This window comes from Macrococcus sp. S115, from assembly GCF_030067655.1.
Classification (GTDB): Bacteria; Bacillota; Bacilli; order Staphylococcales; family Staphylococcaceae; genus Macrococcoides; species Macrococcoides psychrotolerans.
The window spans coordinates 25022-47051 of the sequence record NZ_JASJES010000010.1 but is presented as its reverse complement, the minus strand read 5'-3'; the positions used below and the strand labels follow the sequence as shown (position 1 = coordinate 47051).

The window sequence follows — 22030 nt, the reverse complement described above, 5'->3', positions numbered from 1 at the left end:
TGCTAAAATAGATTGTTTTCTCTAAAACTAAAATAACTACTTTCTGTAACAATAATATGGTCTAATACAGGTATTCCTAATAGTTCTCCACATTCTTCAAAACGTTTGGTTGCCTCTCTATCTTCACTGCTTGGTGTTGGGTCATCAGATGGATGACAATGTGCTAAAATAATACTTGCACATGAATTTAAAATTGCTACCTGGAAAACTTCTCTTGGATGTATAGGCGACATATTTATTGTTCCGATAAATACTGTATAGACAAAAGTAATTTCGTTTTTTGTATTTAAACCTACTAACAAAAACTTTTCTCTTACTGAGTTGCCAATCAACTTTTTACAGAAGTCTGCCACATTGTCAGGACTTTTCACTTTAATGCGTTCATCACGTGTTTTTCTGTAATACTGTTTCACATCCTTAATCTCATAAATATAATTTGTTTTGTCAAAATTCATACTAATCTACTCCTTTTTTTCAAATACACGAACTTGTGCTTTTGAATTTATGTATTTAATTTTTACGGATTAGAAATAGCACTGACCGAAAAATAATACAAGGGCAATGGAACGTAGTGGAATTGCAGCGTTTACCCTTGTATTACTTTTTCTAGTTGAACACCAGTTGGATCTTTAACTGGTAGTGAAGCTTCGGTGCTAGTCTAAGTAGTTAAAAATTATATAAATTCGGTAAAAGCACGTGAGTGTTTGAAAAAACCTTAATTAAAAAGGAACTTATCTTCAGATAAGTTCCTTCAATGCCTTTACAACGATTGATTCATCAATCGTTACTCAATCAGTTAAGATTGTGCAGATTTAGATTTCATTAGACAATCACTGCAGAACAGCAGAAGATTGCAAGGGCAACTTGTTGAACGGAGTGATCCCTTGCAATCTTCTGTTAGTAGAACGTCTGCTTCAGCTGACAGTGATACTGTTCTGATAGATTGTAGAATGATAAATCTGCACAATTCCAAACACGCTAGTGTTTGTTCCATAATTTGAAATATTTAAGACTTCTAACTATATAACTATTTTCTTAAACTATTTCAATAAAGATCTTCTACGTTTTTTAACTAAGAATTATCTCATATAACGAAGTTAAAAGATTTTGTTATATGAGATAATTGATTACTTCTTGACTTTTTATATACACACAGAACTTGTCTAGATAAAGAAATTTTGTCTAATTCAAAAACTACTATGCTATCTAGTGTTTCTATCAGTAACTCCGAAACTATCGACACACCTTGTCCATATTTAACACTTTCTAAAATACTTTTTTGGGACCCTATTTCTAGTATATCTTCAAATTCAAAAGTGCTTTGAATTTGTTTTAGTTCTTTTAAAATAAAGTGATATAAAGATGAGTGCTCTGATTTTATAATAAATGTTTCTTTCTTTAACTCATTTAATGCAACAGGTGATTGTGGCCAATATGCTTTTGGCGCCACGAGTTGTAATTGATCTTTATATATGACTTTTTTTATAAAATAGTGGGCATCTATCTTGATGTAGTTAGATACAAAAGCAATATCAATTTGATCTGCTGATAACTTGCTCATAATTTCACTTGAGCTGCCTATAATTAATTTAATCTTTAGTTTATTATTTCTTTGATAAATATCATTGATTAACTTTGGTAATAATCTTTCTCCATACAAAGGGGTTGCCCCAATAACAACTTTTGTAGTTTGTTGTGCTTCTTTTTGACCTAGTGTTTCGATTGCTTGATCATACAAAATAACAATTTCTTTTGCATATTTATAAAATAGTTCCCCCTCATCCGTCAGTTCGGTGCCCTTTTGTTTTCTTTCAAACAGCTGTTTATTTACATGTTTTTCAACATAATCCACATGCTTTGAAATTGTAGATTGATTTAAAAATAAACTTTCTGCAGCTTGAGAAAAGTTATGATGCTCTGCTACTTTTATGAAACTTCTTAACTTATTAATTTGCATACGAAACATCACCTCAATTATTATTCCAATTTGGAATATCTTTGATTTTAAGTTGAATTGCTCTATATATGCTATTATATTACGCTTTAAGTAAGTTATCGATAACAAATAGAAAGGACGGACAATTATGAATGACAAAAAAATGAGCAAAAATGAAAAAATAGGTTTAATTATTGCCGTTATTGCACTTATCCTTTTATTCTTTATGCCTACACCACAAGGTATGTCACCACAAGCACAAAAAAGTTTAGCGATATTCGTATTCTCGCTAATCATGTGGATTTCAAAACCTATTCCTATTTATTTAACCTCTATTATCGCTATCTTATTACTCCCTTTAACAGGTGCTGTAGAAGATCAAGAAGTCGCTTTTGGTACTTTAGGATTTGATATTATTTGGTTGATGATTGCTGCATTTGTATTGACTTCCGCGATGAGTGAAACAAATCTTGGTAAACGTATTGCTTTAAAATTGATTACGAAATATGGGAAAACGCCTAGAAACACTTTAGCAGTATTAATCATCATTAACTTTATATTAGCGTTCTTCGTACCATCAACAACTGCACGTGCATCTTTACTTGTTCCAATATTACTTGTATTGCTTGAAGTATATAATGCTACACCTGGAGAAAGTAAGTTTGGTAAATTTATGATGCTTCAGGGCGTTGTTAATAATGCACTTTCTACAACAATGGTTTTAACCGCAACTTCTGCTCAAGTAATTGCCATTGGTTTTATCAATCAACAAACACATGCAAAATTAGGGTATATGGATTGGTTGTTAGGTTCATTACCACAAGCAGTATTTTCAGCAATCATTATGTTTTTAATTGGTCTTAAATTGTATAACTTTGAATCAGAATTACCTAGTGGTGAAAAAGCAGATAAAATTAGAGATATTTTCAAGAAACAACTAGAAACACTCGGTTCAATGAGTATAGAAGAAAAGAAAGCTGCATTCATCTTTTTTATTACATTAATTTTATGGGGTACTGGGGATTATCAAAAGCAATGGTTTGGCTTTGAAATCACTACTGAACAAACTGCAGTCCTTGCCATGCTATTATGTTTCTTACCCCGCATTGGTGTCCTAAAATGGAAAGAAGCAAATATTAAATGGGATTTAATGATTTTCTCTGCAGGTGCGTATGCCGTTGGTAATGCATTAAATGATTCTGAAGGTGCAAGTTATTTAATTAATCATTTAGTAAAAGCAATGCATTTAGATCAATTTAACCATGCACTTGTTGCAGTCATTCTTATATTCATTACTGTTTTTAGTCATTTAATCTTTACAAGTAAAACAGTAAGAACAACAATATTAATTCCTTCAATTATTACATTAACAACACAACTTGGTATGAACCCTGTTCCAATCGCATTAGCATGTTCATACGGTATTGCTTATACAATCACATTACCACCACATTCTAAAGTCAATACATTATATTTTGGTACTGGTTATTTTTCAGTATTAGATGAATTAAAATACGGATTGATTGGTTGTACAGTAGGTTCAATCATGATATCTATCATATATTTTGGTTGGTTAAATATTGTTATTTAAGGAGTGACATTACATGGCTAATAAATTATTAATCGCAATCGCCGATGGACTTGGTGACCGTCCAATCAATGCATTACAAAACAAAACACCATTACAATTTGCAAAAACACCTTACCTTGATCAACTCGCAAAAGAAGGCGTCACAGGCATGATGTATCCGATAGGTCCAGGTATTCCAGTAGGTACAGATATGGGGCATTTAGTTTTATTTGGAAACCATCCATCAGTATATCCTGGTAGAGGTCCGATTGAAGCTGCCGGAGAAGGCATGGACCTACAAGAAGGTGATATCGCATTTCGATGTAATTTTTCTACACGTATAGACAATAATGTTATATTAGATAGACGCGCAGGACGTATTCGTGAAGGTACTAAACTTTTAGAGCAAGCCATTCATAACATGCATATTGAAGATGTTACCGTTTTATTTAAAGCAGCAACAGAACATCGTGCTGTGCTCATTTTAAGAGGTGAAGGTTTAAGTGAGCAAGTCAGTGATACAGATCCTCATGCACCAAATGATGGTCATCCATTTCACGAAGCAAAACCACTAGATAACTCTAAAGAAGCAATGAAAACGGCAAGAATTTTAAACATTTTGCTAGAGAAAATTTATCAAACATTAAAGGTACATCCAGTAAATATAGAAAGACAAAATAATAATTTATTACCAGCAAACTTTATTATTACAAGAGGTGCAGGTAAGATGACAAACCTGAAACCTTTTACCGAACAATTAAATTTTAAAGGGGCTATTATCGCTGGTGAGAGCACTGTACTTGGCATTGGGCGAATGTCTGGACTGACACCTATTACAAAGTCGTCATTGACAGGGAATATGGATACGAATATAAAAGAAAAGGCACAACTAGCAATCGATGCATTAAAAGAAAATGATGTTGTATATGTACATATAAAAGCACCAGATATACAAGGGCATGATAATCAACCACATCAAAAAGCAAAAGCAATTGAACTTTTTGATACATTAGTACATGATATACACAAGAAAACACGAGAACAAGTGTATATTGCATTAGCAGCAGACCATTCAACACCTTGTGCTAGAAGAGAACATAGTGGAGAAGCTGTACCTGTGTTGATTCATGGTTCTGGAATTCGAACCGATCACGTTACAACATTCGATGAAATTGCTTGCGCTACTGGTGGACTAAGCACATTAACCGGCAATGAATTCATATCACTCCTATTAGATTATATTGAAAAAACTGTAAAGTTAGGTAATTGATACAATAAGTAGACACCCTCCACGTTTTTCAACGTGGAGGGTTCTGATGTCATGATAATATTGTTATACTCACTAATATAATCATGACATATTTTTATATACTGTTACAATTATACTTTATAATCATATTAATACTTATTAGAAGTAGTATTATTCAATTTTTTTATTTTTATTGCAACCTTTAAATATACAACGACAAACATTATTTTCAAATGATCCAAATAATGTAATTATGTTTAAACCAAAGTACTTGCTTGTAGCACTTAATGATTTTACTCCATGACCTACTTTTAAGTGGTTATACATTGCGCCGATTTTTGAAAACTTTTTATTAAATACTGATAACATCTAGAAGATTGAACCGATTAATTCAAAGTATACTGCGATTTTCATCATACTCGGAGATAGGTTGAATCCTTCTTTAAATTGCTGAACCATCGCCCTTTCATTTTTCACTTTCAGTAAACTACTTTTAAGAATGTCTTTTGCTACGTATCCATTTACAATATGTTTATGCAGTCTATTGCCTCCTAAAACTAATATAATTAACATACTAGAATATACTTAGTGCACCAGAAATCCATTAGACTGATTTTCACTTTGAGGATAGCGTAAAGATAAAACTAATCCAAATAATGAAAATAAGAACATACTTATATAAGTAATATTCATTTGAAATCCCGATTGTACTGACAAATTCATTATCGTAATAAATATTGCAGTTCCGATAGCAGCCGATATTTGTCGTATCATATCTTTCATTGACTTATAGATTTAAAAATTCGACTTAATAACCAAATTTATATAATCTCTATAATCTTATTAAATTCTAAATCTTTAAACTCTTGCTGCACGACTAGAAAGACATTTACCCTCATATTATATTCATCTAATTTATTTATAACTGTCTGAAGTAAATGAATTTTTTCATCTTCATAGTAATATATAAAACATGCTGATGGCTTATTACTGTAATGATTTAGTTTATTGTTGATATCGTCTATTTGTTCCTGAGATAAATCAGGCATAAACTCTTTAGTTTGTTGTTCAATTTGTTTTCTTATGTCTTCGAATTGTTGTGGCATCGTTGCAAATGGGGCCCATTTTATCATTTTTCGACCTTCTGGAATGTTCCTGGATAAATATTCTCTTGGTATCTCTTTATAATTTGTCACTGTCTCTAACTCAACCGGGACTTTTGGATGCAGTGGATTTAGATTATGGGCTTTCAAGTGATTCACCTGCTTTATATACGATACAGTATGATATATCTGAACTATCAAATCCATCTGATTCAAATAAAGTTCCTACAGGAACCATCGTAGCTTCAGCTAAAACTTGTTCGTCTGATATATCAAAATTGCATAGCATATTTACGATATGTCCCTTCTTAGTCTGAAGATCCTCTAGTCCAAATTTACGTTCATGATATAAATCTTTTAGAATCTCAAATGTTATTTCATCAATTATTACACATTCGTATTTTTCCATAATGTCTTTATGGCTAATCATCATAAACCACCTCTTTCGCCTAATTATAGAACATACGTTCGCTATTTTCAAGCATTTTCAATGCTGAGAAAGCGATTTTAACGCCTCGAAATTGATTTTTGTGGACCGTAGTAAGTTAAATGTCTTAAAATCTACTTTAGAATTATAACTTAAATAATCTTTCTATTTATATTAATAAAAATTCTAATAATTTTATAATTTAATGTATAGCACCATACTTTTCATATGGAAAGGAGGTGCTGGTGTCATGCTTGAAGTTGTTATATCCGTTTTAACAGTACTGATTTGTCTTATTATCACAGGTCTAGCAGTAAACTACATCTATGTTAAGATAAAAGGATAGACAAAACCCCACGTCGGCCAACGTGGGGTTTTCTGATGTCATGATGATATTTGTTATATTCGTTAATACAATTCTAACATATTTTTATATAATGTTAGAATTATTCATTTTCTTTTTTTAATTATATCATCAGCTTTATATTTAAGATTTATATTAAATAATGCGAGTTCATTTTTCATTTTATATTTTAAATATATCATCCTTACTATATCTATAGTTAACCTTTGTACAGATTTAATTATTAAATCTGTTTCTATTGGATCATATTCTATTAATTCTAAATATGCGTTATTGGAGTCAATATTTGTAAGATTAAAGTTCTTATTACCTCTAACATGAACGTCTAAAGACCATGACTGATAAAGAATTTCATATAATATTGATTCGTTTAGGTATTCACATAGTTTAGCAAAATTATTTATATTACCGTTATGATTATACCAGTTCCTTTTATTTTGTAGTATTTTTTTGTATTCAATAATAAATTCTTCTTTTTCTTGCATGTAGTTTGTTTCTTTAACAAATTTTTGTATTTTTTCGTAATCTAAATTAAATTCTTTCCTTATTTCACTGCCTCTATCATTATCAAGATAGATATTCTCATATATCTTTCCACGCTCATATCGAGCATGAAATAAAAATTTTTTTGCTCTTGTTTCTGTATCAGCTTCTAGTAGATATTTAATATATATATAATGTTCAAATAAAACTCTAGTAATAATACTAATTGAACTATAAGTGTTATTTTTGATTAACACTTCTATACATTTATAATGTGAAGCATAAGAATCAATCAGCTGGATAAATGCGAGATCTTGACTACTAAGTTCCCTTGGTTGAACTTTTTCTATTAATTGTAAAGGAATTTTGTTTAGATATTTACATTTAACAATTATTTCATTCATACATTGTCCTTTCCTACTTATCATTGTGTTTCATTTCTTTTATAATATTATAAATTGTGCCTCTACTCACACCAGCCATTCTTGCTATTTCTTCCCCAGTATAGTCTTTACTATTATATAATCTTATAATTAAATCTTTTTTCTCTTCCGAAATAGATGGTCGGCCGCCCAATCGCCCTCTTGATCTTGCAGCTGCTAAACCTTTTTTTGTCCTTTCACTTAGTAGATTTGCTTCTAATTCTGCAAAAGCTGACATCATAGTAAAAAACATTTTGCCCATCGCATCTTTGGTATTAATATTATTATCTATTATAAATAATTCAATTCCTTCATTTTCTAGATACTGTGCTAGTTCGATTAGTTGTTTGGTTGTTCTGCCTAGTCTGTCTAGTTTCGTGATTACCAGCATATCTCCTTCTCTCATATAATCTAAACAATTATCAAGCTCAGTTCTATTTATTTTTCTACCACTGGCTTTCTCTGAAAATATTCGGTCACATCCGAACTGTTCCAATGCATCTAACTGATGATCTAACGACTGATCCTTAGTACTTACTCTTGCATATCCAATTTTGGCCATATTTATACGCTCCTTATTTTGTCTTTAAAAGACTATCTATCACGAAATCATTTAAAGTGTGCTTAAAATCGACTACGATATGTAAAAAAACTCAAACACTTTTTTAATAATATACATAGATTATTATACAAAGTTTTTATACAAAATGAATATAAAAATATCCAGAAATTTTTATATTCCTGGATTGTATAAATAACGGTCGTTTATTGAACTTTCATAATAAAATTATTTAGAAGACTTTTAATATATTATTCATTAATATCTGCAAACCTACGAATATCTATAATGTAATCGTTAAATTTTACTAAATGGTACTTTTCCAATTCATCCAAGAATTCTTTGATTAAGTTTTCATATACTAATACTCTAATTGATTTATAATTATCGAGTTTTTTTATAATCAGTGTGATTTTTGAATTCAATATAGTATAATATTATACTATCATAGATTTATAAGTTTTTTAAATTTCATTTCGTAGGTGTAAATAGAAATACGCTAACTTTTTATACCACAACATTTTTTATATTTAATATTGCTACCACATGGGCATAATGTGTTTCTACCTATTTTATTAGATTTAACAGGATCCTTACTATTTAAAAACTTATTAATCTCTTTTGTTGTAGTTGCATATATTTTATTTTCTACTAATTCCATTTTCCTAAAAGTATATATAATTTCTAATATATATAGAATCAATTTTATATTCTCAATACATAATTTAGCAAAATCCATTAATGAAATATTTAAATTCCGAGTCCTACCTCCATAATTGTCTTCAAAGTGGATAATTTGATTACGATAGTCAATAGACTTACTAAAATGTTGAATTGCGTTTCTTTGAATATTATCAATATTATCCATTGGAAGACTAAAATGTTCATCAAAATTAATGAACATTTCCATTTTTTTATACTTACTTCTGATTTTTTCAACATGTTCCTGGTAGTTTTTATCTTGAATACAATCTTTAAAATTTCCTCTATGATAAATATTATTTAATCCAATTATTAAGTTAATATTATCTAATATCCATTCATAACTTTTAGCATACAAATTTGTTAATTGTTCGTAATTTGCAGTAGTGATTCCATAATTTTCTTGATTAATATTCTCATAAGAATTATCAATAAGCAAAGATGCAACGGGGATAAATTGGTAATAAATATCACCAAATTCTTTAATTATATTTAAAGCCTGTTTTTCTATTTTATCAATATCTTCTTTTATATAATTAATATATTCTTTAATAGCTTCTTTATTTTTAGTATCTATTATATCTCTAGCAAGATCTGAATATCTCTTTAACTCATCTTTACCGAGAATATAACTTATACCAGTAGTTGTTATCAACAACTGATGTAAAGCCATAGCTGCATCTGTTCTATTATTAATTTTTTGAATATACATATATGGTTGATATTCTTTACAAAATTGTTCTAACTTAGTAAATAAATAGTCATGTTTTTTGTTCCAGAAAAGATTATATAATTTTAACAATTCAATCATATATCCCTTATTATTATACAGTGCAAATTTCATCGCCTTTGGAACAGAATTAGAATCTGAAAAATGAATTGAAGATTGTATATAGGGAGTAAGATTAATCGCACTAGTTTTTTTATAAAATTTGCGTGTAGGAAATTCAGCAGATAATTCTATACACCATTTATTTTTGTTTTCATATTCTGAAACTAGTGATGCATTTTCCAAATCAATTCTAAAATCATCAAAATTTACTACTCCACTTATATGTGTCTCACATTTAGGACAATTTATATTAAATGGCGTTTTAAATTCTCCCATTTGTATCCTTAGATTTATTATTTCTTCACATGTGCTACATTTAATAAATTTGTTATCAACCATTTAGTCACCTCTTTCAATTATATATTCAGTCTCTAATTACACATGTTCATTTATTTAACAAATAAGATTTTAAATATTTTATTTTTTTTAATTCTAATTGCATTGTATATTGCTCCATAAAATCCCAATCAGGTGTCAAATCATTTTTTACTGGCAATTTTAGCTTAGCTTTTCTTAATCTATCTCCATTTAATTGAATCGCATAAGATGTCTTTGATAAAGTTGCGTGTTCAAGCATTTTTACAATAAATAATCCAGTATATTTATTTAAATATTTAGAATGTAATTCATTTATGGATGAACCAGCATTTCCTCGTCCAACATACTCATAGGTTTGATAGAATACAGCATTAGTGATTGGATTAACTGTTAAAGTATTTGATTCACTAATATCTTCGTCATTAGCGTCTATAAAACCAATAACACCATTATTACTTGCTGAAGTGGATACATAAGGTATATTACCTTTATTGTATTTTTTTATAGACTTTCCTTTTACTCTTCGACATTTAAATAAATCTTCAATTTTAAATTCTTTCCACTGTACATTTTCTAATGTTATTAACTTATTAGATAGTAATTCCTCAATACTATCAATTCTTTTTCCCAAGTATTCAATCAATCTTTTTTCTTTTGTATATATAATATTTCTACCTTCAGATTCTAAAGTATTCCAATCTATTTCCTGTCTATCTGTTACAGGAAGCATTATTTTTTGATACTTTAATCTATTTGAAAATGCTTTTCTATTAAATCCATATTTTGTCGCATTTTGTGTAATTAGTTTCGTAATTATTAAAGCATTGTATCTATTTAAATTCTTATGACTAATCAATGTCATTTCATCACTTGCAGAAAATTCATTTTCTGCCCAAAAAGCATGACAAAATGTAGATATTACTATGCAGTTTTTTTCTATAAACGATGGATTAGATACATAATCTGTAACACCATTGTTTGTTTGTGAAGCTGAATAATAGGGAATGTTCCCTTTTTTCCTAGATACTTCAGTTTGTCTTTCTCCTCTTCTCATATTAAACACTTCTGCTAATTCGAACTCTTTCCATTCGCGATTTTTAATCATGAATGTTCCCACCCTTATTTATTTCCATTTCATTACGTATCTCTTCAATAATTTCTTCTTTTTCATTTATCACTTTTGGATGTTCTCCCGTAAATAAATATTCTCGGTTATGCAAAACCATATCCAATTCAAATGTAAGATAATCTGAGATAGTTTTTTCAAAATCTTCTTCAGCAGGAATTGTATCATTAAAATAATAAAACGAGTGTAACCACTCATCATCATGTCTTACAGTTGTTTCGACACAAAAATCAGTTGTAGCCTCAACACGGTTATACCATACATTTAAAAGATTTTCTTTTTTATCAACTGCTGAAACAGTTTCTACTAAGCCTATATGTTTATGTACTACAAAACCATCATCCTCAAAATTGATGAACTTTGCTCTATGATTTCTTGAATGAGGTATACCTGCCGTAAATACCGCAATACATGGATTTACTCCCACACCATAAAAAGTGTTTTTGTTTAAGGTTATAACACCTTCTAAAGTATGTTTCTTTAGTATATTTTCTTTAAATTCTTTTTCATGCTTCGTCTTACCTGTCATTGAAGATTGAGGTACAATAATTGCCACACGTCCATTTTTCACCATCGAATCTAATAAATGCTCTGTAAACGAAATTTCATATTGCTCTGGTGCATCTTTAGTTCCTTGTGAATATGGTGGATTAATCATACCAACTGTAAATTGCTCTTTTTGTAGTTCAAACGGATTTTGTATTAAAAAATCTTCATTTAATAGATTAGATTTTCCGTCTCCTCTTAAAATCATATTAGTAGTCGCTATCGTAAACATTCTTGACTGAGATTCAATACCATGTAATTGATTTTGACGTATATTCCTTGAAACAACTTCTAATTCTTTTTCTTCTATTTCTTCTTTTGCATTCTCTAACATGTAATGCATTGCTGAAACTAAAAATCCACCTGTACCACATGTTGGATCTAATATGATGTCATCATATTTTAAATCCAATAATTCACAGAATAAATCTGTAATATGTCGTGGTGTTAAAACTATACCTAAAGATTGTCCATCTCCCCCTGAATATGACATAAATTCTCCATAAAAACGTCCCAGTATATCTTCACTCGATTTTGCATAACGAATATTAGTATATATATTGTTATATAAATACTCTGTATAATATTTTAGAGGGGTCATTCCCAATGAATTATGTTTAACATTTATTTGTCGATTATCAGTTATAATTGTAAATTGATTTAATATTTTATCTAATTTTGTTGCAGGAGCAACTCTTGATCTCTTTAAACTTGATTCAATTGCTTCATAAATTTTCATGCCATCCGTTTTTACTTTATCACCTGTTAATGACTCAATAGAAAAATTCTTATATTCAATTTCATTGAGAGCCAAAAGTATCCCAGATACAATTATTGGTTTATCTTGGTCACCTATGGAACCATAAGTTCTTAAATATTCATGCAATTGTGCAGCATCTTTCAGTATCATAGAAAGCTCTTTTTCTTTATCGGTTTCAACTTTTAAAACTTCTCGAAGATAATAAGTTTGTATATTTTCATGAGAAAATTGAATAAATGTTTCAACATCATCTAATTTCGTATATCTTCCTCTTTCATCAATAAAATATGGTGTTATTTTATGGTGTTTTTCATTACCTGATACACCAACACCAAATATTTTCTTAAAATTTGTTTTTTTAGCAAGATTTTGTGCATACCATACTGCACCATTGACTGCAAAGTTTTCAGTGCCTAGTACTGACATGTCTAATATATCATTTTCATTACGAAATTCATGTCGATCTGTTGAAGCCTTATTCTCTATCACAACAATAAAATCATTAACTACCCCTATATATTCTGGTTTTCCCGAATGTCCTGTCTGCCTTTTAGATGAAGAAGATAAAGCATTTTGAATTTCAAAAATAGAACTTTTTTCGGGCTCTAGTGCACCATTAAGATTAGCTTCTTTAATTAATTCCCAAACCCACAAATCTGTTTTTCTTTCTATATTCATTAGACGTACTCCTTATGATTTAACTCAATTTTTTCTCCTTTCAATTATATCCTTGTTCTATTAAACGTACCATAGCACTCACGTTAATATTATGAGAAATTTTAATATATATATTAAAGTTATAATAATTTCTAATTATTAATATTCTTAATTAACTTTCCTCTAACCATCCAACGTGCTGTTCCTTGTATATCAGTACAAGTAATTAATGTAATAATTTTATCTCCTTCTGCATCTTCAACTACATCTCCTCTATTAACGTCTAGTACTTCAGTTTTAGTAACTTCGTAAACATACGTTCTATCCTTATCTGTTAGATATACTAAGTTTCCTTTTTTTACCTTCAATAATGGTGAAAACAGTAAATTTTCATTCGGCATATGATGTCCTGCAATCGCATAATTACGTTTCCCCATCTCTTGACCTGGTTTCATTGTTCCAGTTGCAACATTTAGATTTTCATTTGTTAAACCTTCTAATACAGGAAGTTCCAGGTTCACTTCAGGTATCTGAATATATCCAACAAGAAAGTTCATATTCACTTCTTGAAATTTGGGAATTCTGCTTAATGACTGTATAGCACTTGGGTCATATGATATAGAATCATAAATCTCTGTGTTTTCTTTATGACCTATATTGTTTGTGTCGGCAGTACCATTATTATTAGTCGATGATCTACTATCATCTGTCACTTGCTGCATTGCATTGATTTTCTTTTTATTTTCTTTGATCGTTTCTTTAGATACATTGAGTGTTTCTTCATGAATTCGATTCATATGATAAGGTTCTATAAAATTATTAATTACATAAGGGGTAGCACTTATCAGTAAACCTACTATTATAAATAGTATAAATAAGAATTTTATTTTTTTATTTTTATTCAAAATTGTTCCTCCATTAAATAAAAAAACTGCCTAAAATGATTGAAATCATTTTAGGCAGCTCTTAGTTTTTATAAATCTTCTTGGATTGTAGATACTGGGATTTCAAAGTTCTCACCATCATATTCAATCGGCTCATTGTCTATGATTGTAACGCCATTTGATATATTTTCTTGTTCATAATTCATTTTATTTTCCTCCTTACTTTTTCTTTTTTTGTTCCAGGTGATCCTTATAAGCTAACAAATCGCTTTTCAAATACAGATGTGTGGGCTTTGTGGATTCTGAATTAAGATTTAACGTTACAAATGGCTTGATGATACCTCTATTACATGAAGATACAAAAGCTGTTCTTGATTGACCTGTTATCTTATGGGCATCCATACCCCTAATAATATTTTCTTCTATCCACTTTTTCATGTTTGCATCACTTTTATTCATATGTTCACCTTTTATTAAACTATTTTAATAAAGTTTAACATATAACATTTAACATATAAAATTATAGATAATGTTCTTTCATACTCTTTATGGTCTTTTTATATTCAGTCAATCTTTTTTCTTCAGATTTAATAAATATAAGTTCTTGTTTTGCTAGAATATCTAAAAAATAGGAAATAAGTTCTTTATTTTTAGTAAAAGCAACGGTCCCTCTGCCATTTGAAAGTCTAATGATTTTATCTATATCAGAGTGGTTAATATGTCCTTTTGCTAAACAAGGGTGATATTCTATCGTATACATATCTTTCAATTCTGCCTTAATATTTAATTGAAAAACATCAAACGTATCTTTCTTATTACAAAATACACAATATATCTTTTCCATAGTACCTCTCCTACTAATATAATACTATAAGCCTTACAAAATAGCTATATATATGAATAGCTATTTTGTAAGTTTTTTTATTTCCTTTAACTTATCTCTGTCACATAAATTAACTCCAATTGATTCAGCTAGTTTCTTTGCACTAGACGTAAAATAAGAGTTTGTAAATACAAATGCCTCATCTGCCCTATAGTACCCTTTTGCTGAATATACTTCTTGGACTGCTTTAATTCCAACTTTCCCTTTATATCTCTTAGCTTGAATTACGATAATATCTTTTTCACTTTTTAACACTAAATCAGCACCAAAATCATTTGATGACTTTGTAACTATCGATCTATATCCCATTTCATGAAAAAGTGATTTTAAATAGTTCTCAAATTCTTTGCCAGTCATATGATCTATCGCAGATAGACCAGAAGAAGCTAATCTTTTATTAGCTTTTTTGTGTCTCGATTTCTTTATAATAAAGTAAATACAGACTATCAAAAATCCTGAAAAAATGATAATCTCTATCATCTTTCAATCTCTTCAGCTTTATTTTTTACTGGATTAATATCTATATCTTGTGCACTTGTTCGTACTAAAGGTCTATTTAGCTCTTTAATATTATTTTCTTTTATATACTTTAATACTTCATTCCAATCTTTCGTTGTTTCAATATAACTGATATCAAATTTGATTTCTGACATAGCATCTTTAATCTTCTTTTTACTATGCGCTTTGCCATCTAAGGTATAGTCCAGATCATTATAGTTCAATACATACTCATCTTTAACATTTCTGTACAGCTTAATACCTGTATTGTTAATTATAATATTAGTATTATTATCATGTTCTAAAATCTCTAAGAAACTTTCTATATCCATATTTGAATTGGTTATTTTATTTTTTTCAAATCTTGGAGGCAGAGAACTATATGTTGTCGTCTCTTGATTACCTATTTGTACTGAAGCTGATTTTTCACTTACAAACCTATTACCAGCTTTATCATTATCTACACATAGAACGACATTTTCTGGTAATTTACCTGTATTATCGTGAATATCTTTCATAGCCTGATACATTGTATTTTCTTTCAATCCATTCATGCTTATAAATCTAGAATTTATTGGTTGATAGATTGATGCGTATGATAATGCATCAATTGATGATTCAAATACGAATAGATTTTCAGGTTTACCGAATGTGACTGAAAAACCTCTATGTTCAGGTACTCCTGAAGCAATTTTCATAAATCTTTTATCCCCTGTACCTCTTTCTTCGTGACCTATAATTTCACCATTTTTATGCCACATAAATGCAACATTTTCATATTTAGCAGTTTGTCGGATTATACCTTTATTTAGTAGCTTTTCTACTAAATCAGGATTTATTCCTCTCTGTTCTACTAAATATTCTTCTGCTTTTGATGTATTATCTCCCATATGATTTCTATCATACTTATATGGTTCTTCTATCTGTTTATATTTGCTATAATCAACTGATTTTATCATTTCATCTGCATTTTCTATGACATCTCTTACAGCACTTCTAAAATCCATACCAAAGTATACCCTAGCAAATCCTACAGCACCATAACCACCTTCATCACGACTATACCAGTTAAATACATTTTCAGATGGTGTTATTTTTAATGAATCATGTTCGGCTAACTGAAATGTCCCCTTAGAAGATTTTTGGACCATTAATCCTTTTTTCTCGATATAATCCATAATATTAACGCTATTTGCCTGTTTTACCAGTTCGTCAGGTAACTTTCTATTTTTCACTGAATAAATTTTTGCTATTTCTTCATTAGAATATTTTTTCATAACATCTCTCCTCAAAATAAAAGAAGCTAGATCCTATTTTTAGAATCTAGCTTCTTAATTTATATATTTTTGGTGGTCTATAAATTTAGTAAAGTACTTTCGTTATTGATCCCTTTTTACTGATAATTCGTATTCTGTCATAACAATCACCTTGTATTGATAAGTAGTATAGTGAATATAAAGATGTTAAAAATACTATGTGTGATGATAGATACAAAAATACTATTAGATTTATGATAGACTAAACAATAAATTAGCCCATTAATTATAAGAGGTATTGTTAGTATCATATCTTTACCATGTACTAACCCAAATACAAAAGAACTTATAATTGCAGTCACAATATTTATAGGGTATTCGGCATCTTTACGAAATAACAAGTATCTAAAAATAAATTCTTCAATTACAGGAGCTGCTAAAAAAGTAATAAACATCGCAGATATATTATTTAACAATTCTCCTGTTTTATTTATATCATTGTTTACGATGTCTATATGTAATAGATTAAATATTATTCCACATATTAGCTGAGTAAAAATTAATAACAATACCCCTATTGTGCACCATCTGATATATTTATTAATCATAAATCCCCTCCTATAATAAAATAAATAACGCTATATATAAATATAGCTTTATTTATTAAAATTGAAAACTGTCTTGTAATCTTTATCTAGCATTAATTCTGTATCAAATGTCCCTTTCTTCCCTTTAAAACCTTTAATTTTTGTTGTTTTACCTTTATTTATTAGCTGTTTTATATTTGATTCACTTAGTTTTTTAGATGCAATAACACTATTTATGGTAAATCCACATTTTTCACTACACGCATAGAAATCATATTTATTCGTCTTGATATGCTTGATATAACCCTTATTACATTTCGGACATATTCCTAATCCTTCACCTTCACTTTGTTTAACACTTTCTAAAGTTGAAGTCTTTACATTTTCATTCAGCATATCTGGTATATCCTTAAACAGTTGCTGAATAAATAGTTCGATGCCTTCTATAAAGTTCTGTTGAGTTTCTTTGCCATCACTAATGAATTTTAATTTCTCTTCCCATTTCCCAGTCATCTCAGCACTACTTATCAATGATCCTTCCAGGGCACTACATAATAACCTACCTTTCTCTGTTGTTCTCAACTTTTTCTTATCAACTGTAATATAACCTTTATCGATTATATTCTTAACAATAGCAGAACGTGTAGCCGGTGTACCTATCCCTGCTGATAGACTTTCTCTTAGTTCTTCATCCTCTATTGTCTTTCCACAAGTTTCCATCAATCCTCCTTCTCCTCCAAGTGTTGCTTCTGTTAGGTATGATGGTGGCTTTGTTCGTCCTTCCTTACCATATATACTAAGTTCAACTTGTTCACCTTCTTCAAATGACGGTAAAGTTGTTGTCTTTTCTTCTTCAGTATCGTTACTTAAATTTTTCCACCCTTGAATTTTTGGTGTATTACCACTAGTTTTAAATATAACATCATTCACAACTATCTCTACTTTAGTTTGTTCATAGTGATAATCATCTGCAAAGATGGCCAGAGTTTGTTTCACTACTGCATCATATATATTCTTTTCTTGAACAGATAGGTCATCATATTGTTGCTGAGATGGTATTGTTTTTGTAGGAACGATAGCATAATGTTCTAACACCTTATCGTTATCTACATATGACTTACGTGGTTCTGTATATTTAACATCAAATGTAAGATTCAAAAGACTTTTATAATCATCTAAATGATTCTTCAAATACTCGAACTCTGCTGTTGTAATTAAACTGCTGTCTGTTCTAGGGTATGATAAGAACCCTTTATCATATAATGACTGTACATAGCTTAGTGTCTGATCCAAGCTATATCCCCATTTATTGTTTCCGACCTTTTGAATACCTCCTAATTTAAACAATTTTGGTGCTTTTGTTGTTTTAGGAGTAACTGTAACTGATTTAACTTCTCCTGTAACACCACTTAATCCATGATTATTGATATATTCATTTATTTCATTATTACTATCTAACCTTACATCACTTTTTAATTGATATTTAATACTGTCTTTCTCACCATCAGCGACTAAATCAAAGTATATTTTCTCTTTGAAGTTCTCAATTTCTTTTTCTCTGTTATAGACCATAAATAATGTTGGTGTCTGCACACGTCCTACAGAAAAAGCACCGTCTGTTCTAACACCTTTATTTTGAAGTAGTAGAGTAATCAACCTTGTTAGATTCATGCCTACTAAGTAATCGCTCTTTCCACGTGCTTCAGCTTCTACATAATATCTATATGTTTCTTTTCCATCCTTTAATTTCCTGAAGAAGTTCTTTAACTCAGTTGGCTCTTGTGTATTTGCCCACAATCTTTTAATAGGAATATTTTTGATGCCTAATAAATTTAATACATAGTACGCAATAGCTTCTCCCTCTCTATCAGGATCTGTAGCAATGACAATTTGGTCACTATTAGTCAGACCTTTCAACAGTTTCTTCATAGAATTAAACTGGTCCTTAACTGAATACTTCGATTGATATTTAAATTGTTTAGGTAAGAATGGCAAATCCTCTAAGTTCCATTTTGCATATTTTTCATCATATTCTTTCATCGGTGCAAGTTCCACAAGATGACCAATACACCAAGTGATATAAACTTCACCTGGAAATACATCCGTTTTACCTTCTAAATAACCTGTTTTTCTACTAAAACTGCCTAGTGCTGCTCCATATTTTTTCGCTTGATCGGGCTTTTCTGCTAACACTAATACGTATCCCAATTTTAGGTCAATCTCCTTTTCTACACGTTTTCATTGGTATAAGTCTTGTTCGACTTTTTCATAAAGTCGAACAAGACTTATGGTTTTTAATAATCATAATCATCTTCCTCCAAAACATCACTTTTGGGTTGGAACTTAACGACATTATTTGTCTGATCGTCTATAGTAAAATTACCTATCTCTAAACGTTTGCTGAACTCGTCAATGTATGCAGCAGGATTTCCGAAAGTTTCAGACAATGCATAATTCACTATATCTGATTTCGTACTACCCCTTTTCATTACTTTATTTAATTCTTTTTCAGATCCTATAATATTGTAGAATAGCCCGTCCAATAAAGACTGTTGATTGCTGTTTTTTTGTTCTAATATTTGAATTCGTTCATCCTTTTTTACAATCTGTTCTGATAGGCTTCGGGAATTACTTTGAAGCTTATTAATTTTATTGACAAGCCTATCTAACAAATCATTATAAGGAAGGAGATATTTAATTAACGATTCTTTATCTCCATAATTCTTTTCTATCACATCAAGGATGTCAAAAACGTCTAAGTCCTCTGTTTCGGATAAGGGTATGGTTCTTTTTTTTACTAAATTGTATTCGTCTACTAAATGTTTTCCTTTTGTTTTCCACCACGTATATCCAGGATAAAAATCAACTTGGCCATTATCATACTGCGATTTAACGAAATCATAGATGTCTTTATATGTGATTTTAGATTTGATATTATGGTTTTCATCATATTCAACAATCAGTTTCCTCAATGAAGTCTCTTTTTCTATATCATCCAAAATGCCTTTAGTACCGATTTTATTCATTATCTGAAACCCCTAACATAGACCGTAATTTTGCAATCCGTTTAATATCTAATTGAATTTCCTTTGACGTTGAAGATAAGTCTCGTTTTGTATTATTATTGACGTTTTCTGTGTTATCGAATTGCAGATCAAATAGCGACTGTATAAACTTGATTTTCCCTCTTGTTTCTTCATAAAGTAAATTCAAGTCAAAAGCAATTTGATTTCTTTTTTCTTCTAGTTCTTGATTGGAAATAGACCAATGTTTACAAAAATAACAACCTCTATGTTTCCAATTGAAACTAGGACAGGGCATAGTTTTGTCCATACAAGAGCCTAAATCTAATTTTAAATATTCCTTTTCCTCCACATTCTTGTTTATGTAATTTTTTTTGCTTTGATTCTCAAAAATATCTTGGGATTTTGGATGTAAAAGTGAAATTTCATTGTCATTAAAAGTTGAATTTATTGGTCTATACTGATTGAATTCCTTCTCCATTTTCTGTATTTCAATGTCCATCCAGTTTTCCATATGATTGAAATAACTATATTGTATATCCTCTGTAATATGTCCTGCCAATCGCTGAATCTTAACCTTGTCATATCCCTGCATCATCATATTAATAATTGCGATGTGTCTTAAATCGCCAAGGTTAATCATTGTATCTATACTACCGATTGCTGAATCAGATATAAATGCCTCTTTTGATCTTGTTGAGTAATTTCTCCGGTAATGCTTATTTATAGAAATAATATTGATTTTATATTTCTCGTGTACTATTTCTTTGAAAAAACTTGCTATTGTATTATTGAAATTATGATAGTTAAACAAAGAATTATCATCATATGTTTTTTTATCATCGCTGAAATAATGACGATAAACCTTATGTGAAATTAAATAATTCGATAGTCCATACTGTTCCGAGCGTATTAAATAGTTTTGAAAAAGGTCGTACAATTCTTGAGGGATAGGTAACGTGTCGTATTCAATGTCTGTTCGATGTGTACTAATTCGATCGTACTTCATTCTTGGAAAGGTGATGAAATAATTTCCATCCTTTAATGAAAAACAATTTCTTTTAATGTGACAAAACTCAATTACCCTCATAGGGATAATAGTTGTTAGATTCCACCATAAAACAAGAGGAAAATATTTAAGTAATTTTTCACTATCGTTTTTTACCGCTTCTTCGTACCAACTGTCTAGACATTGTTTTATGGTTAAAATATCTTTGAAAGACGGCAACTTTCTGTAGTTTTTTTCCAATTTGATTTTCGCTTTATGTTCGTTTAAATCATTTATGAAATATACAAATTCATCTCGATTATAAAATTCTAAAAAATTGACAAGATCCGATATAAATCTATACATAACATTGTTAGACACTTTTTTGACGTTATATTGATTTTTTGAACCTCTACGGATAAGATTGCTTTCCTGAATCATTTCCAATAATTCACTATGTTCCCTAAGACCCTTTGTAGATAGAAAAGCAGTAACAAGGTTTAAAAGCCTAGCCTTTGTAACCGTTATAGAGCTTTCATTAAGTTTTTTGGCCATCCAACATTTCACTGCGATAAATAATTCCTCTTTATTTTCAGTTGTACCAAATTTTAAAGAGTGGGAAATCATCGTGTAATCAAAAACCACGTTACTTCGCGTGAACTCTTCATTAAAAATCCATTTACTATCTTCAAAATTTACACTAACTTTTTTAACTCTATAATCATGAAAGCTTTCTAAAGACTTCTTTGCCTCTTCTACATTCTTGCTAATATCAAACCCAGCACCTCTTATATCCCCTGGATTAATACTGCTGAAATCAAGCATTAATGATCCTACATTCCTTTTGCTTGCCACAC

Annotated in this window: 21 protein-coding genes; 2 read left to right on the top strand and 19 right to left on the bottom strand. The window is 29.8% G+C overall.

Annotation, left to right across the window (positions count from 1 at the left end; all coding sequences use genetic code 11):
* Positions 1–2: 2 nt before the first annotated feature.
* Together QNJ52_RS10475 and QNJ52_RS10470 are read right to left on the bottom strand one after the other, a co-directional pair.
* Entirely contained in the window at positions 3–455 is a 453-nt protein-coding gene (locus tag QNJ52_RS10475) for a JAB domain-containing protein (protein ID WP_012655892.1), read from the bottom strand.
* A 629-nt stretch (positions 456–1084) separates the two neighbouring features.
* Positions 1085–1957, bottom strand: coding sequence for a LysR family transcriptional regulator (locus QNJ52_RS10470; RefSeq protein WP_283722550.1), 873 nt, complete (start codon positions 1955–1957; stop codon positions 1085–1087).
* Between the two features lie 127 nt (positions 1958–2084).
* Here QNJ52_RS10470 and QNJ52_RS10465 point away from each other — a divergent pair, with 127 nt between their 5' ends.
* Together QNJ52_RS10465 and QNJ52_RS10460 are read left to right on the top strand one after the other, a co-directional pair.
* Entirely contained in the window at positions 2085–3527 is a 1443-nt protein-coding gene (locus QNJ52_RS10465) for an SLC13 family permease (RefSeq protein ID WP_283722548.1), read from the top strand.
* Positions 3528–3540: 13 nt separating this feature from the next.
* Complete coding sequence (locus QNJ52_RS10460; RefSeq protein ID WP_101040713.1) at positions 3541–4776, top strand: 2,3-bisphosphoglycerate-independent phosphoglycerate mutase; 1236 nt, start codon at positions 3541–3543, stop codon at positions 4774–4776.
* A 348-nt stretch (positions 4777–5124) separates the two neighbouring features.
* Here QNJ52_RS10460 and QNJ52_RS10455 read toward each other — a convergent pair whose 3' ends face one another.
* The 17 genes from QNJ52_RS10455 to QNJ52_RS10375 form a co-directional block, all read right to left on the bottom strand.
* On the bottom strand, positions 5125–5328 hold the full coding sequence (locus QNJ52_RS10455; RefSeq protein ID WP_283722547.1) for a hypothetical protein: 204 nt from the start codon (positions 5326–5328) through the stop codon (positions 5125–5127).
* Between the two features lie 248 nt (positions 5329–5576).
* Entirely contained in the window at positions 5577–6017 is a 441-nt protein-coding gene (locus tag QNJ52_RS10450) for a YolD-like family protein (RefSeq protein WP_232751419.1), read from the bottom strand.
* Positions 5995–6291: a hypothetical protein gene (locus QNJ52_RS10445; RefSeq protein WP_232751418.1), complete on the bottom strand. Its 297-nt coding sequence runs from the start codon at positions 6289–6291 to the stop codon at positions 5995–5997. Before QNJ52_RS10445 ends, QNJ52_RS10450 begins: the two co-directional genes overlap by 23 nt.
* 444 nt (positions 6292–6735) lie before the next feature.
* Entirely contained in the window at positions 6736–7536 is an 801-nt protein-coding gene (locus tag QNJ52_RS10440; RefSeq protein WP_283722546.1) for a DUF5677 domain-containing protein, read from the bottom strand.
* A 13-nt stretch (positions 7537–7549) separates the two neighbouring features.
* Positions 7550–8116, bottom strand: a complete 567-nt coding sequence (locus QNJ52_RS10435) for a recombinase family protein (RefSeq protein ID WP_101041043.1) — start codon at positions 8114–8116, stop codon at positions 7550–7552.
* A 496-nt stretch (positions 8117–8612) separates the two neighbouring features.
* A complete protein-coding gene (locus QNJ52_RS10430; protein ID WP_283722545.1) occupies positions 8613–9986 on the bottom strand; it encodes an SEC-C metal-binding domain-containing protein in 1374 nt (457 codons plus the stop codon).
* A 46-nt stretch (positions 9987–10032) separates the two neighbouring features.
* The gene (locus QNJ52_RS10425) at positions 10033–11070 is read right to left on the bottom strand and encodes a restriction endonuclease subunit S (protein ID WP_283722543.1); all 1038 of its coding nucleotides are present in this window, start codon (positions 11068–11070) and stop codon (positions 10033–10035) included.
* Entirely contained in the window at positions 11063–13075 is a 2013-nt protein-coding gene (locus tag QNJ52_RS10420; RefSeq protein ID WP_283722542.1) for an HsdM family class I SAM-dependent methyltransferase, read from the bottom strand. Before QNJ52_RS10420 ends, QNJ52_RS10425 begins: the two co-directional genes overlap by 8 nt.
* A gap of 131 nt (positions 13076–13206) precedes the next feature.
* Positions 13207–13851, bottom strand: coding sequence for a class A sortase (locus QNJ52_RS10415; protein WP_283722541.1), 645 nt, complete (start codon positions 13849–13851; stop codon positions 13207–13209).
* Positions 13852–14157: 306 nt separating this feature from the next.
* Positions 14158–14376, bottom strand: a complete 219-nt coding sequence (locus QNJ52_RS10410) for a hypothetical protein (RefSeq protein WP_143935715.1) — start codon at positions 14374–14376, stop codon at positions 14158–14160.
* An 82-nt stretch (positions 14377–14458) separates the two neighbouring features.
* A complete protein-coding gene (locus tag QNJ52_RS10405) occupies positions 14459–14782 on the bottom strand; it encodes a hypothetical protein (protein ID WP_101140997.1) in 324 nt (107 codons plus the stop codon).
* 60 nt (positions 14783–14842) lie between these two features.
* The gene (locus tag QNJ52_RS10400) at positions 14843–15301 is read right to left on the bottom strand and encodes a restriction endonuclease (protein ID WP_283708261.1); all 459 of its coding nucleotides are present in this window, start codon (positions 15299–15301) and stop codon (positions 14843–14845) included.
* Positions 15298–16596, bottom strand: a complete 1299-nt coding sequence (locus QNJ52_RS10395; protein ID WP_283722539.1) for a DUF3991 and TOPRIM domain-containing protein — start codon at positions 16594–16596, stop codon at positions 15298–15300. The genes QNJ52_RS10400 and QNJ52_RS10395 overlap by 4 nt, the downstream gene beginning before the upstream one ends.
* A 146-nt stretch (positions 16597–16742) precedes the next feature.
* Positions 16743–17183, bottom strand: coding sequence for a CPBP family intramembrane glutamic endopeptidase (locus QNJ52_RS10390; protein WP_012655858.1), 441 nt, complete (start codon positions 17181–17183; stop codon positions 16743–16745).
* Between the two features lie 48 nt (positions 17184–17231).
* Positions 17232–19370, bottom strand: a complete 2139-nt coding sequence (locus tag QNJ52_RS10385) for a type IA DNA topoisomerase (protein WP_283722538.1) — start codon at positions 19368–19370, stop codon at positions 17232–17234.
* Between the two features lie 86 nt (positions 19371–19456).
* Positions 19457–20188, bottom strand: coding sequence for a hypothetical protein (locus tag QNJ52_RS10380; RefSeq protein ID WP_025785303.1), 732 nt, complete (start codon positions 20186–20188; stop codon positions 19457–19459).
* Entirely contained in the window at positions 20181–22028 is a 1848-nt protein-coding gene (locus QNJ52_RS10375) for a site-specific integrase (RefSeq protein ID WP_283722537.1), read from the bottom strand. Before QNJ52_RS10375 ends, QNJ52_RS10380 begins: the two co-directional genes overlap by 8 nt.
* Positions 22029–22030: the final 2 nt, after the last annotated feature.

Bases quoted from the DNA above. Each gene is read 5' to 3' on its own strand.
- QNJ52_RS10405 (WP_101140997.1), bottom strand. From the start codon at position 14,782: ATGGAAAAGATATATTGTGTATTTTGTAATAAGAAAGATACGTTTGAT.
- QNJ52_RS10465 (WP_283722548.1), top strand. From the start codon at position 2,085: ATGAATGACAAAAAAATGAGCAAAAATGAAAAAATAGGTTTAATTATT.
- QNJ52_RS10460 (WP_101040713.1), top strand. From the start codon at position 3,541: ATGGCTAATAAATTATTAATCGCAATCGCCGATGGACTTGGTGACCGT.
- QNJ52_RS10395 (WP_283722539.1), bottom strand. From the start codon at position 16,596: ATGAAAAAATATTCTAATGAAGAAATAGCAAAAATTTATTCAGTGAAA.
- QNJ52_RS10410 (WP_143935715.1), bottom strand. From the start codon at position 14,376: ATGAAAAAGTGGATAGAAGAAAATATTATTAGGGGTATGGATGCCCAT.
- QNJ52_RS10400 (WP_283708261.1), bottom strand. From the start codon at position 15,301: ATGATAGAGATTATCATTTTTTCAGGATTTTTGATAGTCTGTATTTAC.
- QNJ52_RS10445 (WP_232751418.1), bottom strand. From the start codon at position 6,291: ATGATGATTAGCCATAAAGACATTATGGAAAAATACGAATGTGTAATA.
- QNJ52_RS10475 (WP_012655892.1), bottom strand. From the start codon at position 455: ATGAATTTTGACAAAACAAATTATATTTATGAGATTAAGGATGTGAAA.
- QNJ52_RS10420 (WP_283722542.1), bottom strand. From the start codon at position 13,075: ATGAATATAGAAAGAAAAACAGATTTGTGGGTTTGGGAATTAATTAAA.
- QNJ52_RS10390 (WP_012655858.1), bottom strand. From the start codon at position 17,183: ATGATTAATAAATATATCAGATGGTGCACAATAGGGGTATTGTTATTA.
- QNJ52_RS10470 (WP_283722550.1), bottom strand. From the start codon at position 1,957: ATGCAAATTAATAAGTTAAGAAGTTTCATAAAAGTAGCAGAGCATCAT.
- QNJ52_RS10415 (WP_283722541.1), bottom strand. From the start codon at position 13,851: ATGAATCGAATTCATGAAGAAACACTCAATGTATCTAAAGAAACGATC.
- QNJ52_RS10430 (WP_283722545.1), bottom strand. From the start codon at position 9,986: ATGGTTGATAACAAATTTATTAAATGTAGCACATGTGAAGAAATAATA.
- QNJ52_RS10440 (WP_283722546.1), bottom strand. From the start codon at position 7,536: ATGAATGAAATAATTGTTAAATGTAAATATCTAAACAAAATTCCTTTA.
- QNJ52_RS10455 (WP_283722547.1), bottom strand. From the start codon at position 5,328: ATGTTAATTATATTAGTTTTAGGAGGCAATAGACTGCATAAACATATT.
- QNJ52_RS10380 (WP_025785303.1), bottom strand. From the start codon at position 20,188: ATGAATAAAATCGGTACTAAAGGCATTTTGGATGATATAGAAAAAGAG.
- QNJ52_RS10435 (WP_101041043.1), bottom strand. From the start codon at position 8,116: ATGGCCAAAATTGGATATGCAAGAGTAAGTACTAAGGATCAGTCGTTA.
- QNJ52_RS10425 (WP_283722543.1), bottom strand. From the start codon at position 11,070: ATGATTAAAAATCGCGAATGGAAAGAGTTCGAATTAGCAGAAGTGTTT.